Below are 16,170 nucleotides of genomic sequence, written 5' to 3'. Positions count from 1 at the left end.
TTCCACAGCGTTGACCGGGCCCCGCTCAACCCCTCCCATTTCGGAAGGAACTGTCAGTGAATCACGAGGAAGAGAACGAACTCTTCAACCGACTCGAAGCCGACATGGCCACTGGCCTCGGGCCCGACTCGGGCGCGGATGTGGTCGACCTCAGCAAGGCCCGTTCGGCCCGTACGGGGTCGGCCGACTCGCCCACCGACCAGTCGGCAGACCCGCGCCCCGATGAGTCGGGCGACCCGACCGCGACCGTGATGGTCGACCAGCCGACTGCGGCCGCGGCTGGTCCGGGGTATCTGGGTCGGCTCATGGGCGCCCGCCGTCGGGATGTCATCCCGGTGTGGCTGCGTTCGACGGCGGAGCTGAAGACCGCTACGACATGGGTGGCCCGGCACTACGCGCACGCTGCCGGGTATCACGCGCTGCGTTCGCCGGTGTATGCCGTCCGCCTCACGCTTCAGGCCCCGACCGGCGCCGCCCGGTTCATCGGGGGCACGATGCGGTGGGTGGCCGACCGCGAGGGCGAGCCCGTCCGGCTCGCCGCCGTGCGCCGCGAGGATGCGGCCGACTACCTGAAGCTCTCCCGGCAGCGCGACGGACGGGTACGGCTCCGCACCCTGATCACGGTGCTCTCGATGTTCGTCGGGCTGGGTGCGACGCTCGCCATCTATGTGCTCGCCCCCGGGTGGCTCCAGGCCCTGTCGGTGTCCGCGCTGGTACTCGCGCTGGGATGGAACGGCCGGCAGGCGGATGCGCCGGTGATCCACCGGGCGGTGGAGATGCCCAAGGCGATGAAGCTCACGTCCGACATCGTTCTGCGGGCGCTCGGCTCGCTCGGCATCCCCGCCATCAACCAGGCCCAGTCCAAGGGCAAGGAGGGGTTCGAGTTCACCGCCCCGATCACCCGGGATGGGCCCGGCTGGCGAGCGGAGGGCAACCTGCCCCACGGCGTGACCGTCACGGACATCATCGAGCGCCGCGAGCGCCTCGCCTCCGGGCTGCGCCGCCCGCTGGGCTGTGTGTGGCCGGAGGCTGTCACGCACGAGCACACCGGCCGCCTGGTGCTATGGGTTGGCGATCAGGACATGTCGACCGTGCGCAAGCCGGACTGGCCGCTGTTGAAGGCTGGCAGCGTGGATCTGTTCAAGCCGGTCGCGTTCGGCACCGACCAGCGCGGACGCTGGATCGAGATCACGCTCATGTACATCGCCGGGATCATCGGCGCCATCCCCCGCATGGGCAAGACCTTCCTCCTCCGTCTCCTGCTGCTCATCGCCGCATTGGATCCGCGGGCTGAGCTGCACACCTACGACCTCAAGGGCACCGGCGACATCGACCCGGTCGGCGACACGGTCGCCCACCGGCACCGGGCCGGGGAGGAAGACGAGGACATCGAATACGCCCTGGCAGACCTGCGGGCGCTGCAAGAGGAGCTGCGCCGTCGGGCGAAGATGATCCGCTCCCTGCCCCGGGACATGTGCCCGGAGTCGAAGGTCACCAGCGTGCTGGCGGACAAGAAGTCCCTCGGGCTGCACCCGATCGTGATCGGGGTGGACGAGTGCCAGAAGTGGTTCGAACACCCCGAGTACGGCAAGGAACTGGAGCAGATCTGCACCGACCTGGTCAAACGCGGCCCCGCCACCGGAATCGTGCTGCTGCTTGCTACGCAGCGCCCGGACGCGAAGTCCCTGCCGACCGGGATCAGCGCGAACGCGTCGGCCCGCTGGTGCCTGAAGGTGATGGGTCAGGTCGAGAACGACATGGTGCTCGGCACCTCCTCCTACCGGCGTGGGGTGCGGGCCACGATGTTCTCGTGGGCGGACAAGGGCATCTGCTACTTCATGGGTGAAGGCGCCGATGCCCGCATCGTCGCCGCCACCAACATCGACGCCCCCAAGGCTGAACTGATCGCCCTGCGCGCCCGCGCGCTGCGCGGGCGCCCGCGCGCTGCGCGAGCAGGCCGGCACGCTCTCCGGTCACGCCCTGGGCGAGGTCTTCGAACCGGTCGACACCACCACCTCCACGCTGCTGGCGGATGTTCTCGCGGTGATCCCGGAGAAGGAAGCCAAGGTGTGGAACGAGACCGTGGTGGAACGCCTGGCGGAGCTGCGGCCGGATACGTACGGGGAGTGGGCGCAGATGTCCGGTGAGGAGCAGACCGCGCATCTGACCGCTGTCCTCAAGCCCTACGGCATCACCCCGGGGCAGGTCGGGCGCCGCGTCGACTCCAAGTTCGTCAACAAGCGCGGCATCAAGCGCGCCGACATCGCCACCGCAGTAGCGGAACGTAGTCGAAACCGGGACGCGAGCTGAGCGAGAAGCGCTGCTATCGATAGCGGGATGCCCTGCTATCGATAGCAGCCCTGATAGCAGCCAACACCCCATCTGATCAGGCTGCTAGCGCATAGCGGCCCACCTGCGCAAACCCCTGAAACCAGCCTGGGAGGGCCCCTCATGACCCCTGCCCTGCTCGCTATCGCCTGCCTGCTCACCGTCACTTTCTGTTACGGCGGGTTGTGTGCGGCCGTGCCGTTCGGACCCTGCCGCAAGTGCCGCGGCTGGGGCTTCGAGATGAAGCACGACCGCAAAGGCCGCATGAAGCGCGGCAAAGACTGCCGCCGCTGCCGCGCGACCGGCAAACGCATACGCGTCGGCCGCCACCTGTTCAACGTCGCGATGCGCATCCACCGCGACGGCACCCGCTAACCCGCCCACTCCACCGATCCGGAAGGGATCCGTCTCGTGGTCGTCACCGTCTCGCTCGTCGCCCTGTTCGGCCTCGTCCTGTTCTTCCTCCTGCGCTCCAACACCCTCGGCTACGGCAGCGCCTTCATCGCAGCCGGATTCGGCTTCTTCCTCGCCTCCACCGGAGCCTCCGGCCCCATCAACGAACTCGCCCGCGCCGTCATCGACGCCATCGGCCAACTCTGACAAGGAGGGCTCCGACCATGACCGAACACATCACGCTCATGGCCGCAGGCGAACTACGCACCGCTCTGGAAGCCGCCACCCGAGGCGACCTCCCCACGGCCGCAGCCGCACTCATGAGCATCGACCCCACATCCTGGGCGGCCATCGAGCACCGCCTCACCCTGCTCGGCGGCTCGCTCCCTGAGCTCCTCGCCGCCGTCCGAGGCGACGTCGTATGAACGGTGAACTCCTCACCGCCGCAGCGCTGTTTACCCCGGCAGCCATCACCGCCTCGGTCTGCCTCGCGGGACACCTGCGGGCGCGGCGGGCCGACGACGCCATCGCCGCTGTCTTCGCCGAGTTCCGAGCGGCCAAGCCCACCGGCACCGAGCCCCCGCCGAATGGACGCGAAACGGCCCCGCAGCCCGCAGCCGAACCCGTGCGGCTCGCCACTGTCATCGAGTTCCCCACCCGACGTCGCGACGCGGCCTAGCTACGCCGAAGGCGGGCGCCCTCTCACCACAAGATCGCGCCCGCCCCGGCCCATCCAGCACCTTCACAGAACTGGAGACATCCAGCATGACGCATGTACCAGCATCGGCGCCGCTCACTGCGGCGCTGGCTGCCGCTGAACGCGGCTGGCACGTATTCCCCCTGCGCCCGCAGGACAAGCGGCCCGCACTGCACGGGGCGGCGGTCTGCCCCGGCATCGGTGACTGCGCGGGCGGCCACCGCAAGTGGGAAGAGCGCGCCACCAACGACCCTGACCGCATCCGCCGCGCCTGGAGCACGCTGCCGTTCAACGTCGGCATCGCCACAGGCCCCTCCGGGCTGCTGGTCGTGGACCTCGACAAGCCCAAGAGCAAGGGCAGTGCGGACACGCCTTGCGGCGTGACGACCTTTCGTGCGCTCTGCGAGCGCGCCGGGCAGGCCGTACCCGCCACGCACACGGTGCGGACTGCGAGCGGGGGAGCGCACCTGTACTTCACCGTCCCACAAGGTGTGAGGCTGGCGAACACTGCGGGCAAGCTGGGCAAGCTGATCGACACCCGGGGGTGGGGCGGCTACGTCGTGGCCGCGGGCAGCATCACCCCCACCGGCTCGTACACGCCCGTGGACCCCATCCCGCCGCTGCCGCTGCCGGGTTGGCTGTACGCGCTCCTGGCACCGCGTCAGGCATCGCAAGGACTGATGGCTGTGCCGTCGTCCTCCCGTGCCTCTCGGTACGCCGCGGCCGCGCTCCGGGCGGAGTCGGCGAGCGTGCAGTATGCGCCGCAGGGCGAGCGCAACGCCACGCTGCTCGCGGCGGCGCGAGCGCTCGGACGGTTCATCGCGTGGGGCGACCTTCCGCGCGATGTGGTGGAGGAGGCTCTTCAGTCGGCGGGGGAGTGCTCCGGCCTGTCGGAGCGACAGTGCCGCGCCACTGTGCGGAGCGGTTTGAACTGGTCCATCGCCCACAACCCGCAGCGGAGGGCGGCATGACCACCCGAACCCGCTCCCCACTGAAGAGCCTCCCCAGCACCACCGACCAGCCGTCCGCCGCCGCACCGGGAATGGCCCCGGCAGCAGCAGGCGCCCCGAAGGGCGCCGCCCGCAAGGGCGTCCCTTCTGCACTTCACCCCGACACGCATCTTGGCGACGGTCGCCGCATCGTGGCGTGGCTCCACATCACCGCACCGCGCGCCGCCATTCCCACGGCCACCTCTCGGTGCGCGTGCGGGCGGGACCGCAGCGCGATCGGACACCGCAGGGTGCTCGCCCTGATCGACGACCACCAGGCGCACCGGGACCTGTGCCCGCTCCGCACCTCTGAGGAAGGGAGGAACGCAGCATGACCAACACCAGCCCTGAGCAGACCAGCCGTCCGGCGACGGACGGGGCGGCGCTGCTCAACGAGGTCGAAGCCTTCCACCGCAGGTTCAACGTGTTCCCCATCGACGCCGCGTATGTCGCGGTAACGCTGTGGGACGCCCACGCCCACCTGCTGGACTGCTTCGACGCCACCCCCCGCATCGCGTTCCTCTCTCCGGAACCGGGCTCGGGGAAATCCCGCGCGCTGGAGATCGTCGAAACGCTCGTGCCCAAGCCGCTCGTGGCCGCGAACGCTTCCGCCTCGGTGCTCTTCCGCGCGGTGTCCACGCTCGAGACTCGACCCACGATCCTCTTCGACGAAGTCGACACCGTCTTCGGACCCAAGGCCGGAGACAACGAACCCCTGCGCGGGTTCCTGAACGCAGGGCACCGCCGCGGCGTCGGCATGTGGCGCTGCGTCGGCGACGGAGCCAATCAGCAGGTGCAGGAATTCCCCTCCTACTGCGCCGTGGCCATGGCCGGACTCGGCTCCCTCCCCGACACGATCCTCACAAGGTCGGTCATCATCCGCATGCGCCGCCGCGCCCGAAACGAACGGGTGGAGCCCTACCGGCAGCGCATCCACGAGAAGGAAGGCAATGCGCTGCGTGACCGGCTCGCGAACTGGGCCACCAGCGTCAGCCACCTCGTGGACGGGGTCTTCCCCGAGTTGCCGCAGGAAGTGACCGACCGGCCGGCCGATGTGTGGGAACCACTCATCGCCATCGCCGACGCCGCGGGCGGGGAGTGGCCCAAGCGGGCCCGTGCCGCGTGCGTGGAGCTGGTCAACGCCGCGAAGGAAGGCGACAAGGGCAGCATCGGCATCCGGCTGCTGACAGACCTGCGGGACTACGTCTTCAACGGCATCGACCGCCTCCCCACGGTCGCCGTACTCGACCGGCTGCACAGCCTCGAAGAGGCACCGTGGGCGGACATGAGCGGCAAGCCGCTCGATGCCCGGGGGCTGTCGCGAATGCTGCGGGAGTACATGACCGCGGACAACAAGCCGATCGCAGCGCGGAACATCAAGAGCGGCACCAGCGTGATGAAGGGCTACTACGCGGCCGATCTGGCTGACGCGTGGGCACGCTACTGCCCCCCTCCCCCTGAGAGTCCGCTACTTCCGCTACCTCCGCTACCGCGCAGGTCAGAGCCCTCAAAAAGGTAGCGGCAAGCGCGGAATCATCCGCTACCTGACTGCCATATCCGCTACCGGTCCGGTCCTCACACGGCAGGGCCGGTAGCGGATTCATCCGCTACCGCTACCCGAATCCGCTACCACGATCACGCCCCTGACCAGGGCGGTAGCGGAGGTAGCGGAAGTAGCGGACCTGACAGGAAGGGGCCTGGAGGCCCCGACTGCCTGCCGAGGAGGCAACGTGGCCAAGCCCCGCGACGAGATGCTCACCATCCCCGAAGTGATCGCAGAGATAGGCGTACCGCGAGCGACGTTCTACCGCTGGCGGCAGTACAAGAAGGGCCCGAAGTCCATCAAGCTCCCGAACGGCGCCGTGCGCATCCGCAGGTCCGAACTGAGTCGGTGGCTCCAGACGCTGGAGGAGAGCGCATGACGAAAGACACCGACAACGGGGCCGAGCAGAACAACCGCTCGGCCCCGGGCGGGTTTTCACTCGATGTGCGCCTATGGAAGGTGACCAAGGCGCAAAGTAAGACCCGTCCCCATCAACTCCGATGGAAAGTCGGGGGAAAGGTCAGTAGCGCCACCTTCGCCACGGTGGCACTCGCAGAGAGCCGCAGATCTGAACTGTGGCAGGCAATGCGCCGTGGCGAGGCATTCCGCATCACCGACGGACTACCTGAATCCGAGGTACGGACCGAGGTCGCTGCCGAGCAAACCCGTGAGGAACTTCCCTGGTTCGCGTTCTGCTGTGAGTACATGGCGATGCGTTGGCCAACCGCCGCAGCTAAGACCCGTGAGGGCATCGCTGACGGGCTCGCAGCGGTGACGCTGGCTCTTGTGGAGCGGGAACTGCAAATGCCATCACCGGAAGAACTCCGTCTCGCCTTTCGGTGGGCGGTCATTCCCAAGAACGCCGAACTTGACCCGCCGGAGGAGCTTATGGATGCCCACGAGTGGATCTCTGAAAGATCGCTTCTCGTCTCCTCGCTGGAAGACCCGAAGGTTCTTCGCGATGTTCAGTATCGAATCTCCTTTAAGCTGGACGGCGCCCCCGCGGCAGGGCAAACCGCCCGTCGGCGTCGACGCGCGCTCAATACGGCGGTTGAATACGCTATCGAGCGGAAGCTCCTGACGAAGAACCCGCTTAGCGCCATCAAGAAGGTCAAAGGTCCCTCATCGGACCGTGTGGACCCCCGAGTTCTCGTGAACAAGGTCCAGGCGGCTCAACTCCTCGCCGGGGTCTCATACGTTGGGACATGGGACCGCAAGAAGGGTCGACGCCTGGTGGGCTTCTATGCGGTCATGTACTTCGCGGGGCTCCGCCCAAGTGAGGCTGTGGGTCTCAGGGATTCTGACTGCTTCCTCCCAGAGAAGGGGTGGGGCGTTCTGACGCTCCACGACACGCACCCCGTGTCGGGCAAGCAGTGGACAGACAGTGGAGAGCGCCACGACAAGCGCGGCCTGAAGTCGCGGGAGGCCAAGGATGACCGGCCAGTGCCGATCCCCCCGCCGCTCGTTGCCATGCTCCGAGCCCACCTGAAGGAGTTCGGTACGGCCAAAGATGGGCGGCTCTTCACGAACGAGCGTGGCGGTCTCGTGGGCAGCAGCACCTATTGGCGCGTGTGGCGGGACGCTCGCGAGTACGCGCTCTCGCCGGATCTTCAAGCGTCCATCATCGGGGGGCGGCCGTACGACCTGCGCCACACCTGTATCACGACATGGCTGAACGCTGGCGTGCCCGTAGCTGAGGTGGCCCGAAGGGTCGGTAACTCGCCCGAGGTCATCCACCGGGTTTACGAAGGGTGCATCTACGGCCAGGAAGAGGCTATGAACAGGAAGATTGAAGCAGAACTGGACTGGCCTGGGTGATGCGTGGTCGGATCCAACCTCAGGTGCCCGCTTGGGGGTTGCCCCAAGCGGGTGTGTGAGAGAGGGGCTTGTGTGCTCAACCGAAACCTGGTCGCGATGCTCCGGTCTCAGGACCGGAGGCTTTCTGCTGCGCTCGCAGAGAGCAGAAGCGCCTTCAAACATGCCGGCCTCCGTGGAGATGTCGTGGAGTGCGCTTTCCGGGAGTTCCTTGACCAGCACTTGCCACGCCATTTCACAGTGGGTACTGGAGAAGTGCTGGACTTGCGCGACCAGACTTCCACTCAAACCGACGTCGTTGTTGCCAATGTCGATCAGCCATTTCGAAGCGGCATTCATGATCCAGGGGTGTTCATGATCGAGGGCGTCTCTGCGGCTGGAGAGATCAAGTCGAGGCTGACACTGTCCGACCTGGACGATGCCCTGAACAAGGCCACCATCTTCAAGAAGCTCCGAAACGAGCATGCCAAAGGCGACAGTCGACACACGAACGACTCGGATGCCGCAAGGTTCTACGAGTGTCCGCCGTACTTTCTCTTCGCCTTCGAAAGCGTCGTGGCGGTGGAGACGCTCATCGAGAGGCTAGATGGGGCAGCCCTAGTTCCGGGGCCTGGTGGCGCTGACCCGCAGCTTCGTCCACTCGATGGGGTGTTCATCCTCGAACGCGGGACCGCGGTCGACTATGGCGACGGAGCCGGAGCTCTCCAGTGGCGTGTCCTTGATCCCGACGGAGGATGGACGTCGGTGCCTGGTTGGGTGTGGCGTGGCACAGATACCGTCGTCGCTGAATTCCTAATCTGGCTGGACTCCACGACGCCTCGGACGCACCGGTTCGCTCCCGTTGCGCAGCGCTATCTGATCCGGCATATGGAGACCCTGGAAGCCAGCGGGACAGATGCCTAGCACGTCATCGGTCTATCGCAGGTCTATCGCGAACAGCGCGTAGCAACGACAAAGAGCGGGACCCAGTGAGACTGGGCCCCGCTCTTTCAAGTCGGCATCCGCCCTGGTCAGCGCATAGTTTCTGCTGTTCCTAGGCGAGTGCCCCCGGCAGGATTCGAACCTGCGCACACGGCTCCGGAGGCCGTTGCTCTATCCCCTGAGCTACGGGGGCGTTCGCCGCTCTCGGCGGCGACGGGTAGAACCCTACCAGCTTCGGAGGGGTGTCCGTGAACAGGTATTTCCAGGCAGTGACCGGGGCGGATTCGGTGGCGGTGCCTGGGGGTGCTCGGAGGGAATCCGGGGTGGCGGCAGGTAGCCCGGGTGGGGGTGGAAGTAGGGAAAAGCCGGACGCCGGAGGGGTGTGCGACCTACTCTCGAGTTGTGTCAGGCGCGTCCGGCCGGGTGCTTGTTGTGGATGACAACAGGGTCATTCGGCAGCTGATCAGGGTCAATCTCGAGCTGGAGGGCTTCGAGGTCGTGACCGCCGCTGATGGTGCCGAGTGCCTGGAGGTCGTGCACCGGGTGCGGCCGGATGTGATCACGCTTGATGTGGTGATGCCGCGCCTCGACGGGCTGCGGACCGCCGCGCGGCTGCGGGCCGATCCGCGGACGCGGCAGGTGCCCGTGGCCATCATCAGCGCCTGCACGCAGTACGAGGCGCAGGATGGTGTCACTGCCGAGGTCGACGCGTTTCTCGCGAAGCCTTTTGAGCCGGGCGAGTTGGTGCGTTTGGTGCGCCGGCTGCGCAGGGAGGGGCAGCCGTCGGTTGACGGCAGGCGTGGGGCCGGGTGGGCGGGGACTGCGCGGGGCTGAGCTGCCCGCATGGCGAAACCGGTTCGCGATCACACCCCCCTCCTCCCATACGCTTGTCCCGTGACCCCCGCAGATCTCTCCCGTACCGTGCTGGGCGCCGTGCGCCGTGCGGTCGAGGAGGGTGCCCTCGTGGGGCCGGTGGCGGTGCCCGAGAAGGTCACGGTGGAGCGGCCGCGGCCCGGGGGTCGTGGGGACTACGCGACCAACGCCGCGCTGCGGCTCGCTCGGGACGCCGGGATGCCCGCGGTGCGGGTCGCCGAAGTGCTCGGTGAGCAGCTTGTGCGTCATCCCCTGATCTCCGGGGTCGAGGTCACCGGGCCCGGGTTTCTCAACATCACGCTGGTCAGCGGGGCCGATGGCTCCCTGGTGCGTACGGTGCTCGAGCAGGGCGGCCGGTACGGGTACGGGCAGAGCATGGCCGGTGAGCGGTGTGTGTACCGCCACTGCGCCGAGGTCAGGGCCGCCGTGATGACCGATGCCCTGCGGAGGCTGGCGTTCGCGCAGGGTGCCGTCGTACGGGTCGGGGCCGAGGGTGCGGCGATCGAGGTACGCCCCGTGCCCGCCGGGGCCGGTGCGGGAGAGCTGCTGCGGCGCTTCGGGGCCGATGCCACCCGCTGGGCCCTGCTGCGGGCCGCCGCACACGACCGGCCGAAGCTGGACGACGGGCTGCTCGTGCAGGGCGAGTCCAGTCCGTTCTTCCGCGTGCGATACGCGCACTCCCGCGCCCGCGCCCTGGTGCGAGCCGCCGAGCGGCTCGCCGTTCCCGTCTCCCACGAGGAGACCGTCGACGCGCCGGCGCTGCTGGGTGCCGTCGGTGATTACCCGCGTGTGCTCGTCTCCGCCGCCCGCCACCGCGCCCCCGACCGTCTCGCGCGGCATCTGGAGACCACCGCCGACGCCTTCCTCGGCTTCCAGCACACCGTGCTGCCCCGCGGCGACGAGAAACCCTCGGCCGCCCACCGGTCCCGGCTCGCCCTCGCCGAAGCCGCCGGGACGGTGCTGGCAGGCGGCCTGTCCCTGCTCGGCATCAGCGCGCCCGAATACGTGTAGGGAATGTGAGAAAGACAGTATGAGCCGTTCCGCCCACCCCGCAGGACCTCGCCACGGGGACGTACTGCCCGAGGGGCACTACTCCGCCCCGCCGGCCGACCTCAACGCACTCGACGAGAAGGTGTGGGCCCGTACGGTCACCAGGAACGAGGACGGGGTCGTCAGTGTCGGCGGGGTGGAAGTCACCCGGCTGGCCGAGGAGTTCGGCACCCCCGCCTACTTCCTGGACGAGGAGGACTTCCGGGCCCGCTGCCGCGCCTGGGCCGACGCCTTCGGCAAGGACGCGGACGTGTTCTACGCCGGCAAGGCCTTCCTGAGCCGCGCGGTCGTGCGCTGGCTCACGGAGGAGGGCCTCAATCTGGATGTGTGTTCGGGCGGGGAGCTCGCCACGGCCCTCGACGCCGGGATGCCCGCTGAGCGGATCGCCTTCCACGGCAACAACAAGTCCGCCGATGAGATCGAGAAGGCCGTGAGCGCCGGAGTCGGGCGCATCGTGCTCGACTCCTTCCAGGAGATCGTCCGGGTCGCGCACATCGCCCAGTCGCTCGGCAGGCGCCAGCGGGTCCAGATCCGGGTCACCGTCGGCGTCGAGGCCCACACCCACGAGTTCATCGCGACCGCGCACGAGGACCAGAAGTTCGGTATCGCGCTCGCGGACGGCCAGGCGGCCGAAGCGGTCCGCAGGGCGCTGAAGCTCGACGGCATCGAGCTCATCGGCATCCACTCGCACATCGGCTCGCAGATCTTCGACATGGCCGGGTTCGAGGTCTCCGCCCGGCGCGTGGTGCGGCTGCTCGCCGAGGTCAGGGACGAGCACGGGGTCGAGCTGCCCGAGATCGACCTCGGTGGCGGTCTCGGTATCGCGTACACCCCGGACGACGACCCGCGCGAGCCGCACGAGATCGCCAAGGCCCTGAGCGAGATCGTCACCCGTGAGTGTGAAGCTGCCGGGCTGCGTACGCCCCGGATCTCCGTCGAGCCCGGACGGGCGATCGTCGGACCCACCGCCTTCACCTTGTACGAGGTGGGCACCATCAAGCCGCTCGCCGGGCTGCGGACCTACGTCAGCGTCGACGGCGGAATGTCCGACAACATCCGTACGGCCCTCTACGACGCCGAGTACAGCGTCGCGCTCGTCTCGCGTACGTCGGCCGCCGCGCCGATGCTCGTACGGGTCGTCGGCAAGCACTGCGAGAGCGGTGACATCGTCGTGCGGGACGCCTTCCTGCCTGCCGATCTCGCACCGGGCGACCTGATCGCCGTACCGGCCACCGGCGCCTACTGCCGCTCGATGGCCAGCAACTACAACCACGCCCTGCGCCCGCCCGTCGTCGTGGTCGGGGGTGGGGAGGCGCGAGTGATCGTCCGGCGTGAGACGGAGGAGGATCTACTGCGCCTCGATGTCGGGTGATGTCGAGTGATGGAATATCTGTCTCGGGATATGGACGGTGCGCCGGAATCCGCCCATAGGTGAGTGAGACTGGTTCGCACCCTGAATGAAGAAACGGCTGTGCTCGATGAAAGGCGAAGGTCGGATGATGCGTACGCGTCCACTGAAGGTGGCGCTCCTGGGCTGTGGTGTGGTCGGCTCAGAGGTGGCCCGCCTCATGACGACGCACGCCGATGACCTCGCCGCACGGATCGGGGCCCCGGTGGAGCTCGCCGGGGTCGCCGTCCGCCGTCCCTCCAAGGTCCGTGAGGGGATCCCGCGGGAGCTCATCACCACGGACGCCATGGCGCTCGTCTCCCGCGACGACATCGACGTGGTCGTCGAGGTGATCGGCGGGATCGAGCCCGCCCGGGCGCTGATCACCGCGGCCTTCGAGCACGGCGCCTCGGTGGTCTCCGCCAACAAGGCGCTGCTCGCCGAGGACGGCGCCACGCTGTACGCCGCCGCCGAGAAACACGGCCGCGACCTCTACTTCGAGGCCGCGGTCGCCGGGGCGATCCCGCTGATCAGGCCGCTGCGCGAGTCGCTCGCCGGTGACAAGGTCAACCGTGTGCTCGGCATCGTCAACGGCACCACGAACTTCATCCTCGACAAGATGGACACCTCCGGCGCGGGCTACTCCGAGGCCCTCGACGAGGCCACCGCACTCGGATACGCCGAAGCCGACCCGACCGCCGACGTCGAGGGCTTCGACGCCGCCGCCAAGGCCGCGATCCTCGCAGGGATCTCCTTCCACACCCGGGTGCGCCTCGACGACGTCTACCGCGAGGGCATGACCGAGGTCACCGCCGCCGACTTCGCCTCCGCCAGGAAGATGGGCTGCACCATCAAGCTGCTGGCGATCTGCGAGCGGGCGGCCGACGGGAAGTCGGTCACCGCCCGGGTCCATCCCGCGATGATCCCGCTCAGCCACCCGCTGGCCTCCGTCCGCGAGGCGTACAACGCCGTGTTCGTGGAGGCCGAGGCCGCCGGGCGGCTGATGTTCTACGGCCCCGGCGCCGGCGGCTCCCCGACCGCGTCCGCGGTACTCGGCGACCTGGTCGCGGTCTGCCGCAACAAGCTCGCCGAGGCCACCGGGCCCGGTGAGTCCGTGTACACCCAGCTGCCCGTGAGCCCCATGGGCGAGGTCGTGACGCGGTACCACATCAGCCTCGACGTGGCCGACAAACCTGGTGTGCTCGCCCAGGTCGCGACGGTCTTCGCCGAGCACGGCGTATCCATCGACACGGTGCGCCAGAAGGGCAAGGACGGCGAGGCCTCACTGGTCGTCGTCACCCACCGCGCCCCTGACGCCGCCCTCTCGGGGACGGTCGAGGCGCTGCGCGAACTCGACACCGTGCGTGGTGTCGCCAGCATCATGCGGGTTGAAGGAGAGTAGGCACCCAATGAGTACTCGCACGCACCAGTGGCGCGGCATCATCGAGGAGTACCGGGACCGGCTCCCGGTCACGGAGACCACCCCGGTCGTCACGCTCGGCGAGGGCGGTACGCCGCTCGTCGCCGCGGGTACCCTCTCCGAGGTCACCGGCTGTGAGGTATATCTCAAGGTCGAGGGTGCGAACCCGACCGGGTCCTTCAAGGACCGCGGGATGACGATGGCGATCAGCAAGGCCAAGGAGGAGGGCGCGCAGGCCGTCATCTGCGCCTCCACCGGGAACACCTCGGCCTCCGCCGCCGCGTACGGCGGGCGCGCCGGGATGGTCAGCGCCGTGCTGATCCCCCAGGGCAAGATCGCCATGGGCAAGCTGGGGCAGGCCCTGGTCCACGGGGCGAAGATCCTCCAGGTCGACGGCAACTTCGACGACTGCCTGGTGCTGGCCCGCGGGCTCTCCGAGAACTACCCGGTGGCGCTGGTCAATTCGGTCAACCCGGTCCGTATCGAGGGCCAGAAGACCGCTGCGTTCGAGATCGTGGACGCGCTCGGCGACGCCCCCGACATCCATGTGCTCCCGGTCGGCAACGCCGGAAACATCACGGCCTACTGGAGGGGCTACAAGGAGTACGCCGCGGACGCGGTGTCCACCCGCACCCCGCGGATGTGGGGCTTCCAGGCGTCCGGCTCCGCGCCCATCGTGCGGGGTGAGGTGGTCAAGGACCCGTCGACCATCGCCACCGCGATCCGGATCGGGAACCCGGCCTCCTGGGAGTACGCCCTGGCCGCCCGGGACGAGTCGGGCGGCTTCATCGACGAGGTGACCGATCGTCAGATCCTGCGCGCCTACCGGCTGCTGGCCTCCCGCGAGGGCGTCTTCGTGGAGCCCGCGTCGGCGGCCTCCGTGGCGGGCCTGCTCAAGGCGGCTGAGGAGGGGAAGGTCGACCCCGGCCAGAAGATCGTCTGTACGGTCACGGGCAACGGCCTCAAGGACCCCGACTGGGCGGTCGCCGGAGCACCCCAGCCCCTCACGGTGCCGGTGGACGCGGACGTGGCGGCTGAGCGTCTGGGCCTCGCGTAGGCGCTCCGCTGAAGTGCCGTCGGCCGGCTGCGGCGCCGTTGTGGCCGGTCGTGCCGTCCCGGCGGTCCGGTCGCGCCCTTCCTCGCACTCCTTCGGGTCCTGCCGCATCCGGCGCGGCGTGTTTCCGCCCAGGCGGAAATGCGCCGCGCCGGATCCGCAGCCGCAAGGCTCTCGGCACCGGACACGGGCGCACGGGAATCGCGGGGGCGCGAACGGGCCCGGGCGGGAAGTGACCGGGGCTGCCGGGTGTGCGACACGCATCGCGTGCCTCCCCTGCGCCCTATGTCGCCGCTGAACCTTCCTTCGCTAGGCTGTGCTCAGCCGGCCCGCCGCATATGCCGCGGTGCTGCTGCCGTTTCGGCCCACGGGTCCTCGTTCGCCAGTGCGCGTCAGGCCCGCTGTTCACGTCGATCAGAATCAGAATTCCGTCGACCAGAATCCGATCCAGAACCAAGGAGTGTCGTCGAGCGATGGCCGGTCCCGCATTCCGCGCTGCCGCCGTCCGGGTGCGCGTCCCCGCCACCAGCGCGAACCTCGGGCCGGGCTTCGATGCCTTCGGCCTGTCGCTGGGGCTCTACGACGACGTCGTCGTCCGGGTGGCCGATTCCGGTCTGCATATCGACATCGCCGGTGAGGGGGCCGAGACCCTGCCCCGGGACGAGAGCCATCTGCTCGTGCGATCGCTACGCACCGCCTTCGAGCTGCTCGGCGGACAGCCGCGCGGCCTCGAGGTGGTCTGCGCCAACCGCATCCCGCACGGCCGCGGGCTCGGTTCGTCCTCCGCCGCCATCTGCGCCGGTATCGTCGCCGCCCGCGCGGTGACCATAGGCGGCGACGCCCGGCTCGACGACGCCGCGCTGCTGGAGCTCGCCACCGACATCGAGGGGCACCCCGACAATGTCGCGGCCTGTCTGCTCGGCGGGTTCACCCTGGCCTGGACGGAGGCCGGTGCGGCCCGCGCCATCAGGATGGATCCATCGGATTCCATCGTTCCGGTGGTTTTCGTGCCGTCGAATCCGGTGCTCACCGAGACCGCCCGCGGACTCCTTCCGCGTACGGTCCCGCATGTCGACGCCGCGGCCAACGCGGGTCGTGCCGCGCTGCTCGTCGAGGCTCTGACCAACCGCCCCGAGCTGCTGCTGCCGGCCACCGAGGACCGCCTCCACCAGGAGTACCGCGCTCCCGCGATGCCGCAGAGCACCGAGCTCGTCAACCGGCTGCGCGCGGACGGCGTTCCCGCGGTCATCTCCGGCGCGGGCCCCACGGTGCTCGCGCTGGTCGACGACAGCACGGCCGACAAGGTCTCACGGCTCGCGGGTGAGGGCTGGGCGGCGAACCGGCTGGACCTCGACGGGGCCGGGGCGAGCGTGCTGCCGCTCGCCTCGTAGCGACACGGGATTGCCGGTGATGGAGAGGGGGAATGTTTGTTGGAGCCGGTAGTGTTAACCTCAAGTACGCAGCCCACATTCTTGTGGCGCGGTGCTTTGTGTCCCGATCCGGGACCACCCATTCTTCCGGGAGCCTCCCCAACTGCCTGAGCAGCCTGCCTGAGCAGTTTCGAGCACGCTCCGGAAACGGCACGACACCCCTCGCTCATCCCGGGAGAGGGCCGAGCAGGGGGCTCGGGCCGACTTAGCACGTACATTTCCTCCGCCTACCCGGCGGGACTACCGCCCCGGCTTCGGTCCACGATCCGA

General features: G+C 68.7%; 16 protein-coding genes, 1 tRNA gene and 1 pseudogene. 17 read left to right on the top strand and 1 reads right to left on the bottom strand.

Annotated elements, in window-relative coordinates; all coding sequences use genetic code 11:
• Window positions 1-56: 56 nt before the first annotated feature.
• The 11 genes and pseudogenes from ACFV6V_RS08395 (at window position 57) to ACFV6V_RS08345 (ending at window position 8,668) form a co-directional block, all read left to right on the top strand.
• Window positions 57-2,310: pseudogene (locus ACFV6V_RS08395) on the top strand (cell division protein FtsK).
• Between the two features lie 141 nt (window positions 2,311-2,451).
• The gene (locus tag ACFV6V_RS08390; RefSeq protein ID WP_385560938.1) at window positions 2,452-2,703 is read left to right on the top strand and encodes a hypothetical protein; all 252 of its coding nucleotides are present in this window, start codon (window positions 2,452-2,454) and stop codon (window positions 2,701-2,703) included.
• 36 nt (window positions 2,704-2,739) lie between these two features.
• On the top strand, window positions 2,740-2,928 hold the full coding sequence (locus tag ACFV6V_RS08385; protein WP_385560936.1) for a hypothetical protein: 189 nt from the start codon (window positions 2,740-2,742) through the stop codon (window positions 2,926-2,928).
• 17 nt (window positions 2,929-2,945) lie between these two features.
• Complete coding sequence (locus ACFV6V_RS08380) at window positions 2,946-3,146, top strand: hypothetical protein (RefSeq protein WP_385560934.1); 201 nt, start codon at window positions 2,946-2,948, stop codon at window positions 3,144-3,146.
• Window positions 3,143-3,400 (top strand): hypothetical protein, encoded by a 258-nt coding sequence (locus tag ACFV6V_RS08375; protein ID WP_385560931.1) that lies wholly within the window; start codon window positions 3,143-3,145, stop codon window positions 3,398-3,400. The genes ACFV6V_RS08380 and ACFV6V_RS08375 overlap by 4 nt, the downstream gene beginning before the upstream one ends.
• An 86-nt stretch (window positions 3,401-3,486) precedes the next feature.
• The gene (locus ACFV6V_RS08370; RefSeq protein WP_385560928.1) at window positions 3,487-4,389 is read left to right on the top strand and encodes a bifunctional DNA primase/polymerase; all 903 of its coding nucleotides are present in this window, start codon (window positions 3,487-3,489) and stop codon (window positions 4,387-4,389) included.
• On the top strand, window positions 4,386-4,742 hold the full coding sequence (locus ACFV6V_RS08365; RefSeq protein ID WP_385560925.1) for a hypothetical protein: 357 nt from the start codon (window positions 4,386-4,388) through the stop codon (window positions 4,740-4,742). The genes ACFV6V_RS08370 and ACFV6V_RS08365 overlap by 4 nt, the downstream gene beginning before the upstream one ends.
• Complete coding sequence (locus tag ACFV6V_RS08360; protein WP_385560922.1) at window positions 4,739-5,926, top strand: DUF3631 domain-containing protein; 1,188 nt, start codon at window positions 4,739-4,741, stop codon at window positions 5,924-5,926. The genes ACFV6V_RS08365 and ACFV6V_RS08360 overlap by 4 nt, the downstream gene beginning before the upstream one ends.
• Before the next feature lie 211 nt (window positions 5,927-6,137).
• Window positions 6,138-6,329, top strand: coding sequence for a helix-turn-helix transcriptional regulator (locus ACFV6V_RS08355; protein ID WP_385560919.1), 192 nt, complete (start codon window positions 6,138-6,140; stop codon window positions 6,327-6,329).
• The gene (locus tag ACFV6V_RS08350) at window positions 6,326-7,768 is read left to right on the top strand and encodes a tyrosine-type recombinase/integrase (RefSeq protein ID WP_385560916.1); all 1,443 of its coding nucleotides are present in this window, start codon (window positions 6,326-6,328) and stop codon (window positions 7,766-7,768) included. Before ACFV6V_RS08355 ends, ACFV6V_RS08350 begins: the two co-directional genes overlap by 4 nt.
• Before the next feature lie 72 nt (window positions 7,769-7,840).
• On the top strand, window positions 7,841-8,668 hold the full coding sequence (locus tag ACFV6V_RS08345; protein ID WP_385560913.1) for a DUF6602 domain-containing protein: 828 nt from the start codon (window positions 7,841-7,843) through the stop codon (window positions 8,666-8,668).
• Between the two features lie 139 nt (window positions 8,669-8,807).
• Here the strand turns inward: ACFV6V_RS08345 and ACFV6V_RS08340 are convergent.
• A tRNA-Arg gene (locus ACFV6V_RS08340) sits at window positions 8,808-8,879 on the bottom strand.
• A 209-nt stretch (window positions 8,880-9,088) separates the two neighbouring features.
• On the opposite strand from ACFV6V_RS08340, the gene ACFV6V_RS08335 reads away from it, so the two are divergent.
• From ACFV6V_RS08335 to thrB, 6 genes are all read left to right on the top strand, one after another.
• On the top strand, window positions 9,089-9,520 hold the full coding sequence (locus ACFV6V_RS08335) for a PleD family two-component system response regulator (protein WP_385560910.1): 432 nt from the start codon (window positions 9,089-9,091) through the stop codon (window positions 9,518-9,520).
• A 60-nt stretch (window positions 9,521-9,580) separates the two neighbouring features.
• Window positions 9,581-10,570 (top strand): ArgS-related anticodon-binding protein NrtL, encoded by a 990-nt coding sequence (gene nrtL / locus ACFV6V_RS08330; protein ID WP_385560907.1) that lies wholly within the window; start codon window positions 9,581-9,583, stop codon window positions 10,568-10,570.
• A gap of 19 nt (window positions 10,571-10,589) precedes the next feature.
• Entirely contained in the window at window positions 10,590-11,981 is a 1,392-nt protein-coding gene (lysA, locus tag ACFV6V_RS08325) for a diaminopimelate decarboxylase (RefSeq protein ID WP_385560904.1), read from the top strand.
• Between the two features lie 127 nt (window positions 11,982-12,108).
• The gene (locus ACFV6V_RS08320; RefSeq protein ID WP_361279442.1) at window positions 12,109-13,398 is read left to right on the top strand and encodes a homoserine dehydrogenase; all 1,290 of its coding nucleotides are present in this window, start codon (window positions 12,109-12,111) and stop codon (window positions 13,396-13,398) included.
• 7 nt (window positions 13,399-13,405) lie between these two features.
• Entirely contained in the window at window positions 13,406-14,473 is a 1,068-nt protein-coding gene (gene thrC / locus ACFV6V_RS08315) for a threonine synthase (protein WP_385560901.1), read from the top strand.
• 470 nt (window positions 14,474-14,943) lie between these two features.
• Window positions 14,944-15,861, top strand: coding sequence for a homoserine kinase (gene thrB / locus ACFV6V_RS08310; RefSeq protein WP_385560898.1), 918 nt, complete (start codon window positions 14,944-14,946; stop codon window positions 15,859-15,861).
• Window positions 15,862-16,170: the final 309 nt, after the last annotated feature.

Source organism: Streptomyces sp. NPDC059828 (assembly GCF_042731955.1).
Taxonomy (GTDB): domain Bacteria; phylum Actinomycetota; class Actinomycetes; order Streptomycetales; family Streptomycetaceae; genus Streptomyces.
Note: the sequence above shows the minus strand (reverse complement) of the source record. Positions and strands in the feature narration are given on the sequence as shown.